The 15,640-nt window shown below is 55.8% G+C and carries 13 protein-coding genes; 9 read left to right on the top strand and 4 right to left on the bottom strand.

Annotated features, from left to right (window positions below; all coding sequences use genetic code 11):
* The first annotated feature begins 53 nt into the window (after positions 1 to 53).
* The 6 genes from K1718_RS02890 (at position 54) to K1718_RS02865 (ending at position 5,938) form a co-directional block, all read left to right on the top strand.
* Positions 54 to 1,607 (top strand): sugar ABC transporter ATP-binding protein, encoded by a 1,554-nt coding sequence (locus K1718_RS02890; protein ID WP_265679813.1) that lies wholly within the window; start codon positions 54 to 56, stop codon positions 1,605 to 1,607.
* Positions 1,604 to 2,587 (top strand): ABC transporter permease, encoded by a 984-nt coding sequence (locus K1718_RS02885; RefSeq protein WP_173005841.1) that lies wholly within the window; start codon positions 1,604 to 1,606, stop codon positions 2,585 to 2,587. The genes K1718_RS02890 and K1718_RS02885 overlap by 4 nt, the downstream gene beginning before the upstream one ends.
* Positions 2,584 to 3,597 carry an ABC transporter permease gene (locus K1718_RS02880; protein ID WP_265679814.1) on the top strand — a complete coding sequence of 338 codons (1,014 nt, stop codon included), beginning with the start codon at positions 2,584 to 2,586 and terminating at the stop codon, positions 3,595 to 3,597. Before K1718_RS02885 ends, K1718_RS02880 begins: the two co-directional genes overlap by 4 nt.
* Positions 3,598 to 3,601: 4 nt before the next feature.
* Positions 3,602 to 3,916 (top strand): L-rhamnose mutarotase, encoded by a 315-nt coding sequence (gene rhaM / locus K1718_RS02875; RefSeq protein WP_152499318.1) that lies wholly within the window; start codon positions 3,602 to 3,604, stop codon positions 3,914 to 3,916.
* A 6-nt stretch (positions 3,917 to 3,922) separates the two neighbouring features.
* The gene (locus K1718_RS02870; protein ID WP_265679815.1) at positions 3,923 to 5,335 is read left to right on the top strand and encodes an FGGY-family carbohydrate kinase; all 1,413 of its coding nucleotides are present in this window, start codon (positions 3,923 to 3,925) and stop codon (positions 5,333 to 5,335) included.
* A 114-nt stretch (positions 5,336 to 5,449) separates the two neighbouring features.
* Positions 5,450 to 5,938 carry a hypothetical protein gene (locus tag K1718_RS02865; RefSeq protein WP_152499316.1) on the top strand — a complete coding sequence of 163 codons (489 nt, stop codon included), beginning with the start codon at positions 5,450 to 5,452 and terminating at the stop codon, positions 5,936 to 5,938.
* A gap of 13 nt (positions 5,939 to 5,951) precedes the next feature.
* Here K1718_RS02865 and K1718_RS02860 read toward each other — a convergent pair whose 3' ends face one another.
* Complete coding sequence (locus K1718_RS02860; protein WP_265679816.1) at positions 5,952 to 6,491, bottom strand: L,D-transpeptidase family protein; 540 nt, start codon at positions 6,489 to 6,491, stop codon at positions 5,952 to 5,954.
* 194 nt (positions 6,492 to 6,685) lie between these two features.
* Between K1718_RS02860 and K1718_RS02855 the strand changes: the two genes are divergently transcribed.
* Together K1718_RS02855 and K1718_RS02850 are read left to right on the top strand one after the other, a co-directional pair.
* Positions 6,686 to 7,369, top strand: coding sequence for a response regulator transcription factor (locus tag K1718_RS02855; protein ID WP_152499314.1), 684 nt, complete (start codon positions 6,686 to 6,688; stop codon positions 7,367 to 7,369).
* A 25-nt stretch (positions 7,370 to 7,394) separates the two neighbouring features.
* Complete coding sequence (locus tag K1718_RS02850) at positions 7,395 to 7,901, top strand: Crp/Fnr family transcriptional regulator (RefSeq protein WP_152504080.1); 507 nt, start codon at positions 7,395 to 7,397, stop codon at positions 7,899 to 7,901.
* Between the two features lie 535 nt (positions 7,902 to 8,436).
* Here K1718_RS02850 and leuD read toward each other — a convergent pair.
* From leuD to K1718_RS02835, 3 genes are all read right to left on the bottom strand, one after another.
* Positions 8,437 to 9,042 carry a 3-isopropylmalate dehydratase small subunit gene (leuD, locus tag K1718_RS02845; protein WP_152504079.1) on the bottom strand — a complete coding sequence of 202 codons (606 nt, stop codon included), beginning with the start codon at positions 9,040 to 9,042 and terminating at the stop codon, positions 8,437 to 8,439.
* A gap of 36 nt (positions 9,043 to 9,078) precedes the next feature.
* Positions 9,079 to 10,029 carry an N-acetyl-gamma-glutamyl-phosphate reductase gene (gene argC / locus K1718_RS02840; RefSeq protein WP_152499313.1) on the bottom strand — a complete coding sequence of 317 codons (951 nt, stop codon included), beginning with the start codon at positions 10,027 to 10,029 and terminating at the stop codon, positions 9,079 to 9,081.
* 96 nt (positions 10,030 to 10,125) lie between these two features.
* Positions 10,126 to 10,692, bottom strand: coding sequence for a peroxidase-related enzyme (locus tag K1718_RS02835; RefSeq protein ID WP_152499312.1), 567 nt, complete (start codon positions 10,690 to 10,692; stop codon positions 10,126 to 10,128).
* Positions 10,693 to 10,799: 107 nt separating this feature from the next.
* Here K1718_RS02835 and K1718_RS02830 point away from each other — a divergent pair, with 107 nt between their 5' ends.
* On the top strand, positions 10,800 to 15,611 hold the full coding sequence (locus K1718_RS02830; protein ID WP_265679817.1) for an NAD-glutamate dehydrogenase: 4,812 nt from the start codon (positions 10,800 to 10,802) through the stop codon (positions 15,609 to 15,611).
* Positions 15,612 to 15,640: the final 29 nt, after the last annotated feature.

Raw genomic sequence — 15,640 nt, 5'->3', positions numbered from 1 at the left:
CCCTGCACCGGGTCTCCTGAACCAACTAGAACAACTGGCTCCGGGATATGGTTATGCTTGCGAACACGCACGGCATTAAAGACGCGCATCCTCAGTCCGCCAGGGGATCCAAACCGGCTCTGTCCCTGACAGGCATCTCCAAGTCCTTTCCCGGGGTCAAGGCACTGTCTGAGGTTTCCCTGGAGCTTTATCCTGGCGAAGTCACAGCACTTGTCGGCGAAAACGGTGCCGGTAAATCCACCATCGTCAAGATATTGACCGGCATCTACCAGCCGGATGAAGGTGAAATCGTCATAGACGAAAAACGCGTCGCGTTTCCGACTGCTCAAGATGCAGGACGCGCCGGCGTGACCGCAATTCATCAGGAAACTGTTCTGTTTGATGACCTGTCGGTCGCGGAGAATATCTTCATCGGCCACGCCCCCAAGACCCGTTTTGGCTTGATCGACCGGCGCAAAATGCTCATTCAAGCGCAAAATCTTCTGGACAGAATTGGCGCGTCGATCGACCCCCATGTCACACTGAGAGACCTCGGGATTGCCAACAAGCATCTGGTGGCGATTGCTCGCGCGCTCTCTATTGATGCCAGCATCGTCATCATGGACGAACCGACGGCATCGCTCTCGCACAAGGAAATTGAAGAGACCTACGAGCTCGTTGAACGGTTGAAGGCGGAAGGAAAGGCCATCCTCTTCATCAGTCACAAGTTCGATGAAATCTTTCGGATCGCAGACCGTTACACCGTATTCAGGGACGGACAGATGGTCGGTGCCGGACGCATCAATGAAGTATCCGAACGTGAATTGGTCAAACTCATGGTCGGGCGCTCGGTCGATCAGGTCTTCCCGAAGCGCTCTCCGCAGCTCGGCAAGGAAGTGCTCAAGGTTGCCGGCTATTCGCATCCGACCGAATTTGAAGATATTGGCTTCGCATTGCGATCGGGTGAAATTCTCGGTTTCTATGGCCTGGTCGGTGCCGGTCGAAGTGAATTCATGCAGGCGCTCTTCGGTGTAACGCGTCCCTCGAAGGGCGCTATTCGCATCGACGATCAGATCGCCGTTATTCGAGATCCAAATGAAGCCATCGGCCACGGCATCGTCTATGTCCCGGAGGACCGGGGCAAGCAAGGCGCCGTCAAGGGATTGCCGATTTTCCAGAACATTTCCCTGCCGTCCTTGAAGGAAACATCCAGAAACGGCTTTCTGAGGCTGGCGGAGGAATTCAAACTTGCCCGCGACTACACCAGGCGCCTGGACTTGCGTGCCGCGGCGCTCGACCAGGACATTGGTGAATTGTCCGGCGGCAACCAGCAGAAAGTCGTCATCGCCAAATGGCTGGCAACGAAGCCACGGGTCATCATTCTCGACGAACCGACGAAAGGCATTGATATCGGTTCCAAGGCTGCCGTTCACGAGTTCATGGCGGAACTGGCGGCAGAAGGCCTCGCAGTGATCATGGTGTCCTCCGAAATCCCTGAAATTCTTGGCATGTCGGATCGCGTGATCGTTATGAGAGAGGGCCGAATTGCAGCCGAGTTTGAAGGGGCGGAGCTGACTCCGGAACACCTGGTCCGGGCAGCGGCGGGAATTGTGGAGACGCACTCATGATCCACTCTCTGATTAAGTCCCGTGAGACTGTTCTGGCGGCCGCCATTCTTGTCCTCATCGGTGCCATTGCCTCACGGTTCCCCGCCTTCGTCGCTCCGTCAAATCTTGTAAATGTTTTTAACGACACGGCACCACTGATCATTCTCGCACTCGGTCAGATGGTTGTGATCCTGACCCGGTGTATCGACCTGTCGGTTGCCGCCAATCTGGCCCTAACAGGCATGGTTGTCGCAATGCTCAACACGATCTTTCCGGATCTTCCCGTACCGTTGATCATGGTGATTGCCATCGGACTGGGATCAGTGATGGGCCTCATCAACGGTCTTCTTGTATGGAAACTCGACATACCGCCGATTGTTGTCACGCTCGGCACCATGACCATCTTTCGCGGCATCATTTTTGTAATCTCCGGCGGTGAGTGGATCAACGCGCACGAAATGAGCGCCGCCTTCAAGGCGTTTCCGCGGGAGGTCGTCTTCGGGCTGCCGGTGCTGTCATGGATCGCAATCCTGGTGTTGATCGGCTTCATCGTCCTGATCGGACGCACGGCGCTCGGGCGGGCCTTCTTCGCGGTCGGCGGCAATCCACACGCCGCTGTTTATACCGGCATCAACGTCGGGCTGACCCAATGTGCAGCTTACGTCATTTCCGGCGCTCTGGCTGGCCTCACCGGCTACCTTTGGGTCGCGCGATACGCTGTTGCCTATGTCGACATTGCTGGCGGGTTCGAACTTGAAGTCGTGGCTGCCTGTGTCATCGGCGGTATCTCGATTGCGGGCGGCATTGGGTCGGTTGGTGGCGCGCTCCTGGGCGCGCTTTTCCTCGGCATCGTCAAGAACGCCTTGCCTGTGGTCAATATCTCTCCGTTCTGGCAACTCGCCATTTCAGGCAGCGCCATCATCATCGCCGTTGCCTTCAACGCGACATCGAACCGGACCAAAGGCCGGGTGATCCTGAAAAAAGCGGAACATGCAACATGAGCCTTGCGACACACCAGGCCTCAACCGGACGGCAGATCCCGGATCGATTGAAAACCCCGTTACATCGCTTTCTGGCAAGTTGGGAACTGCTGCTACTTTGCGTCGCCGTGGCTGTTTTCATCCTGAACAGCTTCGCTTCTCCTTATTTCCTCGATCCCTGGAATCTTTCCGACGCGACCTACAATTTCACCGAAAAGGCGATGATCGCCTTCGCGATGGCATTGCTGATCATATCGGGCGAGATCGACCTCTCGGTCGCCTCGATCATCGCGCTAGCGTCAACCGCGATGGGGTTCGCCGTGCAACTCGGCGCGGAAACCCCGGCTCTGATCCTCATAGGGCTTGGCGTCGGCCTCCTGTGCGGGGCCTTCAACGGCTTTCTCGTCACAGGCCTCGGTTTGCCGTCCATCGTGGTCACAATTGGCACGATGAGCCTCTTTCGTGGCATCTCCTATATCGTCCTCGGAGACAAGGCTTACACCGGCTATCCTTCTGATTTCGGCTTTTTCGGCCAGGGCTACGTCGGGTGGGTGATAACCTTCGAACTCGTTCTCTTCGCAATTACCGCCGTCCTTTTTGCCATACTCCTACACAGGACCAACTTCGGTCGGGCCGTTTTTGCAATCGGCAACAATCCGGTTGGTGCGCTCTTCTCCGGCATTCGAGTGACCCGCGTTAAGTTTGCGTTGTTTTTGCTCACCGGTCTCATGTCGGGCGTTGCAGCCATCTGCCTGACTTCGCGCCTTGGTGCCACGCGGCCTTCGATCGCCTTCGGCTGGGAGCTTGAAGTGGTCACCATGGTCGTCCTTGGCGGCGTCAGCATCTTGGGCGGCTCAGGATCAATCCCGGGTGTTGTTATCGCTGCATTCGTGATGGGTATGGTGACCTTCGGCTTTGGCCTTTTGAATGTACCGGGCATCGTGATGTCAATTTTCATCGGCCTTCTGCTGATTGCGGTCATCGCATTGCCGAGAATTGTCCGCCAGATCCTCGCCAGACGGAAAGCCTGATCACATGGAAAAAGTCGCTTTCAAGATGTTGCTCAATCCCGGCATGGAAGACGAATACAAGAAGCGGCATGACGAGATCTGGCCAGAGTTGGTCACCCTGTTGAAGGATGCAGGCATCCGGGACTATTCCATTCATCTTGACCCAGACACCAACATCCTCTTCGGAGTTTTGTGGCGCGAAGACAATCACACCATGGAGGCACTGCCCGACCACCCCGTGATGCAGAAATGGTGGGCGCACATGGCTGACATCATGGCCAGCGAACCCGACAACAAGCCTGTCGTGACAGACCTCAAGTCCGTCTTTCATATGGATTGACGGCAAATGGTCACCATCCGGCATGTCGGCGTCATCGATATCGGCAAGACCAATGTAAAAGTTGCTGTTGTCGATCTGGAACAGCGGGTGGAAATTGGCGTTTTGACCCGGCCCAACAACGTGCTCCCGGGGCCGCCCTATCCGCACTATGACATTGATGGCCATTGGCATTTTATTTGTGACGCGCTCAAAGAACTCAATCTCGCCCACGGCATTGACGCCCTTTCGGTCACCGCGCATGGCGCAAGTGCCGTACTCCTGGACAAAGAGGGGCGGCTGGCATCTCCGGTGATCGACTACGAGTTTACCGGACCCGACGACCTTGAAACTGAATATGATGAAATCAGGCCTGCATTTTCCGAAACGGGATCGCCGCGCTTGAGCATGGGCCTGAATGTTGGCGCCCAGATTCATTGGCAGCTGAGCAACGACCCGACGCTTCACGATCGTATTGCCACTGTTCTGACCTATCCTCAGTACTGGACCTACCGTTTGACAGGGAAACTTGCCAATGAGGTGACGTCTCTTGGTTGCCATACCGACCTCTGGTGTCCACAGCAGGCAAGTTACTCAAGCCTCATTGGCAAACTGGACCTGGGTGCACGGATGGCCCCGGTCAAAAAGGCTGCGGACCTTATGGGCCCCCTGTTGCCGGACGTTGCCCAAGAAATCGGAATTCCGGCCGACTTGAAGGTCACTTGCGGCATTCACGATTCCAACGCATCCCTCTACCCGTATCTACAGGAGCGGCGCCCTCCATTTTCCGTCGTCTCCACCGGCACCTGGGTCATCACGCTCGCCATTGGCGGTGTTGACGTTACGCTTGATCCAAGTCGAGACACCTTGATGAATGTGAACGCGCATGGTGACCCCGTCCCTTCGGCGCGATTCATGGGCGGAAGAGAATTTGATCTCGTCATGAGCGGACGCGAGGCTTCCTGCGCGGCCCGCGACGTTGAGCACGTTCTCACCGAGCCAATCTTGCTGTTTCCTGCTGTCGACCCGCGCTCAGGGCCCTTTCAGGGAAAGACCCATAGCTGGAACACCGATGAGACAAACCTTTCTGACGGAGAGCGCTATGCCGCGGTGTCTTTTTACCTTGCCCTGATGACGGCAGAGTGCCTGAAGATAACAGGAGCTCTCGGCCCAAGCCTTGTAGAGGGCCCATTTGCTCGCAACTCCCTTTATCTGGACATGCTGGCAGCAGCGACGGAGCGTTCGGTGGAGACCTCATCAGGCTCCTCCACGGGAACGAGCACCGGCGCTGCATTGCTGCTCGACAAAAAGGTCACCGCGCAGGCTTTTGGATCGGACTTTACAGACAAGGCAGAAACATTCGATGGCCGTTTGACCGGTTACGCAAGCGAATGGAAAAGCGCAGTCCAAAGCCAGCTCAATCGGTCAATTCCGCAACGTTGATCTGGTTTCCTCCGCTATCGGCAGATCACAAAATTGTGACTCAGGGCACAGCAATCGATTCGCACTTGCCGTAACGTGAGATCTTCAGGGGTGCGAGCTTAAGGATTATCGAAAATGCCCGACGTTACCGCACAACAGGCCCAGCAATTGATCTCCTTCGCAACCCAGCGACTTGGCCGGGTTGAGGGCAACGGTGAATGCTGGACACTCGTCAACAACGGTTACCAAAGCGTGGGCTTTATTAAGCCTTCAGGCACATATGTCTGGGGACGTGTCGTTCAACAACTAAGCCAGGCTCAGCCGGGCGATGTGTTTCAGTTTACCCGATTTGAAGTCACGACAAGGGTCACGAACTCGGACGGCAGCTGGTCTGAAACTGTCATGAGCCGGGGCGCACCCAGGCACACCGCCATCCTGGAAAGCATCGATGCAAATGGACTGGCGTCCTTCCTGGAAAGCAACGTGACCGAAGACCAGGTTGTCGTTCGCAACAACTACGGCACCCGAACCTACTCTTCTACCGACGACAACGGTGTCAGAACTTCTGTCACAGTTAGCGGAAGTTTCATCATTTATCGCCCGCAGGTCGCTGCCACACCCTGATGTCCGAAGCCTGTTACGGGACGATCACCATATTCGTCCCGACACCAGCAAGAGATAGCAGCAGCCGCATGTGCGCGGGCGCTACGGCGACACAGCCTTCGGTAGGGCTGTAGTCCTCGCGCGCGATGTGGAAAAAGATGGCACTACCGCGCCCCTTCACGGCTGGAGACATGTTGCAGTCCAGAACAACGACGACATCGTAAAGCTGGTCATCGCGCCACATTTTTTCATGACCGGCGCCGAACGGCAGATCAACGGGTCTGTTGTAACGGCTGTGCGCCGGGTCATCGCACCAGCCGGAGGAAGGCGACAGAGGTTCATGCGGCAAGTCGGTCGGAGGAGGCAAACCCTTGTCGGGACGATAGTAGACATGAAGCAGTTCGAACCGTCCTGCTGGTGTGGCGCCATCACCCTCTTTTTTCCGTGTCACAACGCCTGATCGGCCAAGCGCACACGGAACCGTGATCTGGCCGAGACGCAAAATGCCCTTGGTTCGATCAAGCGGTCGCGCACGAACTTCAAGCGTATCTGCCGTTTTCCGGTGGGCTGTCATTTGATATCCGTTCCGTTTAGTCTGCAGGACAGAAGAACTTGATAAACCAGCCTTAAACCCCGCGTGAAGAAGAATTGACGACGCATGGCTTGTATGGCGAGAATTTCCCACGCACATAGAGGCAGCAACACGCATGTGTAGTTTGCACAAATCAGCGTGATCAGTTTTGAAGATTTTTGGCGAGGACCTCGACAATGACCGCCCGCACGATTTTGATAGTCGACGACGATAACGAACTCCGTGAAGCGCTGGTGGAACAGCTTTCTCTTTATGATGAGTTCGAGACCATCCAGGCGGATTCAGCCACGTCCGGCATCGGCCTTGCCAAGGATGAGCATGTAGATCTGCTCCTGATGGATGTCGGCCTTCCGGATATCGATGGCCGTGAAGCCGTTAAGCTGCTGCGCAAAAACGGCTTCAAAGCACCGATCATCATGCTTACGGGCCATGACGGAGACAGCGATACGATCCTTGGGCTGGAAGCCGGTGCAAATGACTATGTCACCAAGCCGTTCAAATTCGCAGTGCTTCTGGCCCGCGTCCGCGCTCATCTGCGCCAGCATGAGCAGAGCGAAGATGCCACATTTGCAATTGGCCGCTATTCGTTCCGTCCGGCCGCCAAAGTCATGCAGGATGATGCAGGCGGCAAAGTTCGGCTGACCGAGAAAGAAACCTCCATTCTCAAATTTCTCTATCGCGCTGGTGAAAAGCCGGTGACCAGAGACGTGCTGTTGCATGAAGTGTGGGGCTACAATTCCGGTGTCACCACACACACACTTGAGACCCATATTTATCGGCTGAGGCAGAAAATTGAGCGTGATCCATCCAATGCCGAGCTTCTCGTGACAGAAGCCGGTGGATATAAGCTTGTGCCCTGAGAGCTATTCAGCGTAAATCTTGGGCATGAGCCTTGCCCAAGATATTGCGATTCTCAAACAAATCCCGATGCTGTCGGACTTCGCTGAGGACCAGTTGCGTCTGCTCGCCTTCAGCGCCGAAAGCATGGAGTATGGCAGCGGCCAGCGCTTGTTCGATCAGGACGAGCGCGCCGATGGTGGACTTGTTATCACCAGTGGCACGGTTAGTCTGCAAATTCGGGGCGAGGATGGCTTCGACGAGGTCGACCGTGTTGGCGAAGGAACGTTGTTGGGCGAAACCGCGTTGCTGGCGGAAAACAAGCGTCCATGCCGCGCCGAGGCGATTGAAGGCGTTCGCATAATCCGCATTCGCCGCGCGCTCTTCAAACGCATGATCCAGGAATACCCGGAACTCGCCAAACGTCTCTTCGACCAACGGGTCAATCAATTCCGCCACACGGTTTCTGTCCTCCGTCCACTCGGCGACAAGATGGCCGAACTGGAGCAGCTGAACGCGGAACGGCGCGTGCGGGACGACGAGAAGAAGTCGTAGCTCAATAAAAGAGTTTTTTGGAATAGATATTAAAGGGAATGCCGTGAATGGCTGGAGCGGCACGGACGAACCCGAACCCCATTTTCTTTAGTAGCTCTAGCTCTGCATTCATGATTGGTGTTGCGTGAATGGCTACGGAAGAATTCCGATCCCGGCGCACCCTCCAGATACAAACTTCAAGCAACCGTCTAGTGAACTCATGTGTGTCTAGGCCTGGAGGCACAAACAAGTACCGGATGAGGGGCACTGACAGATCAAAGCAGTCCGGTTTGTCGCCCCATGAAGGTATGAAATGCACCGCTGCAACCGGGCCAATTTCTGTTTCAGCAACATAGGCTTCATGCAGAAATTGATAGCTCGGCAGGTTCCCAACCCAACTTGAGAACGCTACCGGATCGCTACAATGGCTCTCCAGAACGTTGCAAGCTGACCTAGCGATTTTGGCAATGGCTGGCTGGTCGCCTATCCGGCCTGGACGGATTGCAACCTTCACCAGACTAGTATCGACATTACGACTTCATGAATCGCGTTGCTATCAAACCCAGGGACGGCTTTCGCCCATGGAGCCTTCGAAGCTGTCGATCTGCTCAGACTTGGCCATGGTCAGACCGATGTCATCAAGGCCGTTGATCAGGCAGTGCTTGCGGAACTGGTCGATTTTGAACGCAATGTCGCCGCTCTCCAGGCCCTGGATCTCCTGTTTTTCCAGATCGATGGTCAGGGTGAAATTGGATCCGCGCTCAGCAGCATGCAGCAGGGTTTCCAACTCGTCTTCGGAGACTTCAATCGGCAAAATGCCGTTCTTGAAGCAGTTGTTGTAGAAAATATCTGCGAACGATGTGGAGATCACGCAGCGGATGCCGAAGTCGAGAAGGGCCCAGGGCGCATGCTCACGGGACGATCCGCAACCGAAATTATCACCTGCGATCAGGATCTTGGCATCGCGATAGGCCGCCTTGTTCAGGATGAAATCGACGTTTTCAGAACCATCGTCATTGGTGCGCATTTCATGGAACAGCGCGGTTCCAAGGCCGGTGCGTTTGATCGTCTTCAGAAATTGCTTCGGAATGATCATGTCCGTGTCGATATTGACGATCGGCATCGGTGCCGCAACACCGGTCAGGGTTTCGAATTTTTCCATCATGGTCTCCTGAAGGGTCAGGCCGGGAGCATCACCTCAAGCCGCAAGGCTTGTGGTCTGATCAACTCCAAGCATCAGATTGAGGTTCTGGACGGCAGCGCCTGATGCGCCTTTGCCCAGGTTGTCGTAAACGGCAATGATCGCGGCCTGTGCGCGCGCATCATTGGCAAAAACGTGAAGGCGTAACCGGTTGGTGTCGTTGAGCGCCTGTGGATTGAGCTCGTCCGACCGTTCCAGCGCTTCCAGAGGAGCAACATCGACGAACCCATCTGGCGCATTGGCATAATGGTCGCTCAAGGCTGCGTGGATTTCAGCACCTGTCGGCACCTTGTCGAGTGCTGCAAGGTTCAGCGGAACGACTGTCAGCATGCCTGTGTAATAGTTGCCGACTGTCGGAGTGAACAGGGGCGCCCTTTCAATCAGTGCATATTCGGTCATTTCCGGAAGATGCTTGTGATTGAAGCCAAGCCCATAGGGCGCAAGCACATTGGCGCTGACACCAAGGCTGTCATATTCGGCGATCATGCCTTTGCCGCCGCCCGAATATCCGGATATTCCGTGAAAATTGACCGCAAAGTCCGACGGCAGCAATTCCGCTGCAACAAGGGGCCGCACAGATGCGATCAGACCCTGAGGCCAGCATCCCGGGTTTGCAACGCGCAGGGACGCGGCAATGACGTCGCTTTGGTTGCGGTCCATTTCCGCAAAACCATAGGCCCAGCCTTCGGCGACCCGATGAGCGCTCGAGGCATCGATCACACGCGTAGTGTCGTTTTCAATAAGCGTCACGCTTTCCTTTGCCGCCGCATCCGGCAGACAAAGGATCGCGATATCAGCCTTGTTGAGGAAATCAGCACGCGCCGCAGGATCTTTCCGGCTTTCTTCCGGAATGGAGAGCAGCTCCAGATCACCGCGCATGGCAAGGCGCTCACGGATTTGCAGACCCGTTGTACCGACTTCACCATCTATGAATACGCGCGCAACCATCGCCCGATCCTCTCCTTATTGGCGGTTTCCCGAAAATCGCCCTGCGTCATACACCCAATCGCGCGACTTGTCACCGTTCCGGCACGCTAGAAGAGCTCAACGAGCCCTTGAGTGATACTCATCATTTGGCCGCATGTCGGTTGCTGCAGCCACCCGATTGGTCATGTTGAAGAAGGCCGCGACGGAAGCGATGTCCCAGATGTCGCGATCCGAGTAGCCGGCATCCCTCAAGCCTTGCCGATCACTCTCCAGGATTTCTGCCGGCCGCTCTGTCAGTTTGACGGCGAAATCGAGCATTGCCCTTTGTTTCTCCGAAAGGTCGGCCACCCGGTAATTCATCACCATCAATTCGCCGAGTTCCGGATCTCCCGACAATTCGCGCACAGCGCAGCCGTGGGCGGTTAGGCAATAAAAACAGTGATTGACGGACGATACCGCAACGGCAATCATCTCTCTATCAAGCTTGGAGAGACCGCTCTCGCTGAGCATGAGGTCGTTATACATGTCCGTGAAGGCGCGCAGTTTGGTTTCGTCAAATGCATAAGCTTTGAGAACATTGGGCACCAGACCCAGCTTCTCCTCGCATAATTCGAAATACGCCTGCGTTTTTTCACTTAATGTTTCAATTGAATCGATTCGCAAGGCCGTGACTTTACTTGACAATTTACTCCTCCCGTCATGAAAACTTTCAGGTCGCCGAAATATGAACTTAAGTCTTAGAACCAGCGCGCGACAGAGCCAAACCAAAAGATCGCCTAAGGGGATGGAAAATGCCGGACAAACACGACGTCGAGAAACTGAAACTCATCGACGCTGTCCACACCACCTTGAACAAAGAGGACCCTGACCTCGCGGAGTTTTCCAGCGCGTTTTACGACCGTGCCGCGGCGGAGGATGTGGTTGCCTACTCCAGTGAAGAACTCACTGCTTTCGTCAAGGATGCCTGGCAGGATTTCCAGACCCACAAACTCGGCACGCACCGGGTCAAACTTTCAGATCCCGCCTTCAAGGCAGCCGGCAACAAAGCCAGCGAACTCACAGTCATCGAAATCGTCAATGACAACATGCCGTTTCTGGTCGATTCGGTTATGGATGAGCTGCAGGAAAGCAAGCTTGAGGTTCATCTCGTCCTGCATCCGATCTTCATCGTCGAACGCGACGACGACGGAAAACTACTTTCGGCGGTGGCCCGCAAAAAGCCGGCAAAGCGCAAGGACCGTCAAGAAAGCCTGATCCATATTCACATCACCCGGGTCGATTCCGACAAGGCTCGTCAGGCCCTGCAGGACAGACTTGATGCGGTTTTGAATTCCGTGCGTTCGGTTGTCACCGACTTCAAGCCGATGCAGGAACGTCTTGCCGAGGCAATTGACACTTACAAAACCACGCAGATCCCCGGAAGCAGCGACGAACTCTGGGAAGCCATCCATTTTCTTGAATGGATGGAGAACGACAATTTCATTTTCCTCGGAATGCGCGAATATACGTTCGAGGGCGGCGTCGAGGAAGGCGAACTTTCGCCCCATGAAGGAACCGGCCTCGGTTTGTTGACCGACCCTGATGTGCGAGTCCTTCGGCGCGGATCTGAATTTGTACAGATAACGCCGGAAATTCGAGAATTCTTGAACAAGCCGGAACCGCTCATCATTGCCAAGGCCAATGTGAAGAGCAACGTTCACCGGCGCGTTCACATGGATTATGTCGGCGCTAAACTCTATGATGACGACGGCAACATGATGGGTGAATTGCGGATTGTCGGCCTATTCGCCTCAACCGCCTACACCGAGCCCACCAACACAATTCCCTTCCTGCGCCGCAAGGTCGCCAGCGTTCTCGCCCGCGCCGGATATGGCTCGGAAAGCCATTCGGGACGCGCGCTGCGCAACGTGCTGGAAGCCTATCCACGCGATGAGCTCTTCCAGATCGATCGCGATCTGCTGTTCAGTTTTGCCATTTCGATCCTTCAGCTGGACGAGCGCCCGCGCATCCGCGTCCTGTCACGGCCGGACAAGTTCGATCGCTATGTCTCGATCCTGGTATTTGTACCCCGTGATCGCTACACAACCGAAGTGCGCCTGAATGTCGGCACGTATCTGGCGACCGTCTATGAAGGCCGTGTGTCCGCCTGGTACGTCACCTATCCTGAAGGACCGCTTGCGCGCGTTCACTACATTGTTGGCCGGGACAAAGGCGAAACACCTGAGCCGCCTCAAGAAGAACTGGAAATTGCGGTCGCCGACATGATCCGGACCTGGTCCGACAGTGTCCGTGACGCGCTCAAGCAGGAGTTCGCGCCCGCGAAGGCACGCTCGCTGGCGGATCGCTATGCCTTGTCGTTCCACGGCGGCTACAAGGAAGTTTACAATGCGCAGTCCGCGCTGCTCGACATCGTTAAACTGGAAACACTGACGGATGAGCACAACACGACGATCACCTTTCACAGGTTGAAGGGATCCAAGGACAACAGGCTATCACTGAAGGTTTATCACAGCGGCTCTCCGATTCCGTTGTCTGCCCGCGTGCCCCTTTTGGAAAACATGGGTTTCCGCGTCATCAACGAGCGCACCTACCGCGTCACGCCTGCAGACCTTGGCATGTCATATCTTCACGAAATGACCCTGGAGGCCCAGGCAGGGGAATCCTTTGAAGTCGGTGACGAACTCCAGTCGCGCCTTGAAAGCATGTTCATGGCGGTCTGGTCCGACCAGGCCGAGAACGACGGCTACAACCGATTGGTCCTGACGGCGGATCTCGCCTGGCGTGACATCGCGGTCATTCGCGCATTGTCCAAATATCTGCGTCAGGCAGGTATTCGCTTTTCCGAAGACTACATGTGGGGCACCTTGAACCGTTATCCGGCCATTGCCGGCAAGCTGGTCGAACTGTTTCACCTGCGGTTCAATCCCGATGTCACCGAAAAGGACCGCACCAACGGCACCAAACGCCTCGAGGAAGAGCTGACAAGCAGCCTGGAAGACGTGTCCAGCCTCGATGATGATCGTATCCTGCGCCGTTTCCAGAACGCGATTGAATCGATCCTGCGAACCAACTTCTATCAGTTGGATGAGGCAGGGCTGCCCAAATCCACTTTCGCGTTCAAGGTCGACAGCCGGTCGATCGACGATCTGCCGCAGCCGAGGCCGTACCGAGAAATCTTCGTTTACAGCCCGAGAGTCGAGGGCGTTCACTTGCGCTTCGGCATGGTAGCGCGCGGTGGCCTTCGCTGGTCCGACAGACCTCAGGATTTCCGCACCGAGGTGCTGGGTCTCGTCAAAGCCCAACAGGTGAAGAACGCCGTGATTGTTCCGGTCGGCGCCAAGGGTGGCTTCCTGCCCAAAAGACTGCCTCCGATGAGCGACCGCGAAGCCTGGTTCACTGAAGGTACCGAGAGCTACAAGATCTTCATCAATGCGCTCCTCGACGTCACCGACAACCTGGGAGAAGACAGCATTCTGCCGCCGGAACGTGTTCAGCGCTTCGATGGTGACGACCCTTATCTCGTCGTTGCCGCCGACAAGGGCACAGCGACATTTTCCGATACGGCCAACGGCATATCCGAAGGACGGAATTTCTGGCTTGGCGATGCGTTCGCATCGGGTGGTTCAGCCGGATATGACCACAAGAAAATGGGCATCACCGCCCGTGGTGCCTGGGAGGCTGTCAAACGACACTTCCGGGAAATGAACAGGGACATTCAGAGCGAACCCTTTACCGCTGCAGGTGTGGGAGACATGTCGGGCGATGTCTTTGGCAACGGTATGCTGTTGTCGAAGGCAACCAAACTTGTGGCCGCATTCGATCACAGGGATATATTCATTGATCCCAATCCGGACCCGGCCAAGACCTGGGACGAACGCAAGCGTTTGTTCGACATGGGCCGCTCTTCGTGGAAGGACTACAATCAGGACCTGATTTCCAAGGGTGGCGGGATCTTTTCCCGTCAGCTGAAATCCATACCTCTGTCTCCGGAAATTCAGAAGCTTCTCGACCTTCAGGTTGCCAGCGCGACTCCGCAGGAAGTCATGATGGCCATTTTGAAAATGGAAGTTGACCTGCTCTGGTTCGGCGGGATCGGCACCTATATTCGCGCTACGACGGAAACCGATGCCGATGCCGGCGACCGGGCGAATGATCCGATCCGCATTACAGCACCGGAACTTCGCACCAAGGTGATCGGTGAAGGTGCAAACCTTGGCCTGACCCAACTGGCTCGCATCGAGTTCAACAAGAAGGGTGGACGCTGTAATTCAGACGCAATCGACAATTCCGCCGGTGTGAACTCCTCCGACATGGAGGTCAACATCAAGATTGCGTTCGGTGCAGCCGTCAAAGCCGGCAAGTTGAACATTGAACAACGCAATGAGCTCCTGGCTGAGATGACCGACGAAGTCGCGGATCTGGTCTTGCGGAACAACTATCTGCAGACCCTCGCGATCTCCATGACCCATTTGCGCGGCATGGAAGACTTCGGTTTCCAGGTCCGCATGATGCGCCAGCTCGAGCAAGCCGATCTTCTGGATCGGGTTGTCGAACAATTGCCTGATGAAGCCACTCTCGACGAGATGCGCAAGGCAGGTCAGTTGCTGACACGTGCGGAGCTTGGTGTGCTCCTGGCCTATGCCAAGCTCACGCTTTACGACGCGTTGCTGGAAAGCACGGTTCCCGACGACTCCTATCTTGCCCGCGAGCTTTTCCGTTATTTCCCGGACCAGATGGCAGAGACCTACAAGGACGAGATCAACGGACACCGGCTGCGCCGCGAGATAATCGCAACCATGCTGGCGAACTCGATGATCAATCGCGGCGGAGCGACCTTCATTACCCGCCTGCGCGACCAGACCGGCGCGACGGCAACAGAAATCGCTCAAGCCTTCGTTGCAGTTCGCAACAGCTTCGACCTGACCGACCTCAACACCGAGATTGATGTCCTCGATACAAAAATCGACGGCAAACTGCAGCTAGAGCTTTATTCCGAAGTGCAGTCCCTGTTGCTGGAACGGGTGGTCTGGTTCAAGCGGAACGTTGCCTTCGACAAAGGGCTGTCTGCTGTTGTAGAGCGTTTCCGGACAGGAATCTCCGCCCTACGTGGCCGCCTCGAGAGCCTGTTGCCGGAAGAGCCGGGTGCAATTTTGAACCAGCGCACAGCTGACTACATCAGCCGGGGCGTGCCGGAAGACCTTGCCAAACGCATTGCCTGGTTGATCGCCGAGCAAGCGATTCCTGACATCGTCATCGTTTCTGAAGAAACCGGTGCTGATCTCGATACTGCTGCAACTGCCTATTTCCAGGTTGCACATCACTTCAGGATCGGAGCCATGCACGAACGCACCGATGAGCTTGATGTGCGCGATTACTATGACGGCCTTGCTCTTGACCGTGCACGGGCAACGCTCTTCGGCGCGCACCGTGCGCTCGCAATTCAGGCCGTCAAATCAGGTGGCTTTGACGGTTGGCTGGAATCCCACACTGCAGAAGTCGCACGCACACAAAGGTCCGTGACCGAAATTCTGGACGGTGCGCTCAGTGTCTCCAAGTTCTCGGTCGCCGCAAGCCTGCTTGCCGAGATTTGCGGCACGGCGTGACCTGGAAAACATGCTAGGACTGAAGAGGG

Origin of the sequence: Roseibium porphyridii, assembly GCF_026191725.2 — a bacterium.
In the GTDB taxonomy this organism is placed as follows: Bacteria; Pseudomonadota; Alphaproteobacteria; order Rhizobiales; family Stappiaceae; genus Roseibium; species Roseibium porphyridii.
Note: the sequence above shows the minus strand (reverse complement) of the source record. Positions and strands in the feature narration are given on the sequence as shown.

Excerpts from the sequence above, each read along its gene's own strand:
- K1718_RS02890 (WP_265679813.1), top strand. The coding sequence starts at position 54 with ATGCTTGCGAACACGCACGGCATTAAAGACGCGCATCCTCAGTCCGCC.
- K1718_RS02885 (WP_173005841.1), top strand. The coding sequence starts at position 1,604 with ATGATCCACTCTCTGATTAAGTCCCGTGAGACTGTTCTGGCGGCCGCC.
- K1718_RS02880 (WP_265679814.1), top strand. The coding sequence starts at position 2,584 with ATGAGCCTTGCGACACACCAGGCCTCAACCGGACGGCAGATCCCGGAT.
- rhaM (WP_152499318.1), top strand. The coding sequence starts at position 3,602 with ATGGAAAAAGTCGCTTTCAAGATGTTGCTCAATCCCGGCATGGAAGAC.
- K1718_RS02870 (WP_265679815.1), top strand. The coding sequence starts at position 3,923 with ATGGTCACCATCCGGCATGTCGGCGTCATCGATATCGGCAAGACCAAT.
- K1718_RS02865 (WP_152499316.1), top strand. The coding sequence starts at position 5,450 with ATGCCCGACGTTACCGCACAACAGGCCCAGCAATTGATCTCCTTCGCA.
- K1718_RS02860 (WP_265679816.1), bottom strand. The coding sequence starts at position 6,491 with ATGACAGCCCACCGGAAAACGGCAGATACGCTTGAAGTTCGTGCGCGA.
- K1718_RS02855 (WP_152499314.1), top strand. The coding sequence starts at position 6,686 with ATGACCGCCCGCACGATTTTGATAGTCGACGACGATAACGAACTCCGT.
- K1718_RS02850 (WP_152504080.1), top strand. The coding sequence starts at position 7,395 with ATGAGCCTTGCCCAAGATATTGCGATTCTCAAACAAATCCCGATGCTG.
- leuD (WP_152504079.1), bottom strand. The coding sequence starts at position 9,042 with ATGGAAAAATTCGAAACCCTGACCGGTGTTGCGGCACCGATGCCGATC.
- argC (WP_152499313.1), bottom strand. The coding sequence starts at position 10,029 with ATGGTTGCGCGCGTATTCATAGATGGTGAAGTCGGTACAACGGGTCTG.
- K1718_RS02830 (WP_265679817.1), top strand. The coding sequence starts at position 10,800 with ATGCCGGACAAACACGACGTCGAGAAACTGAAACTCATCGACGCTGTC.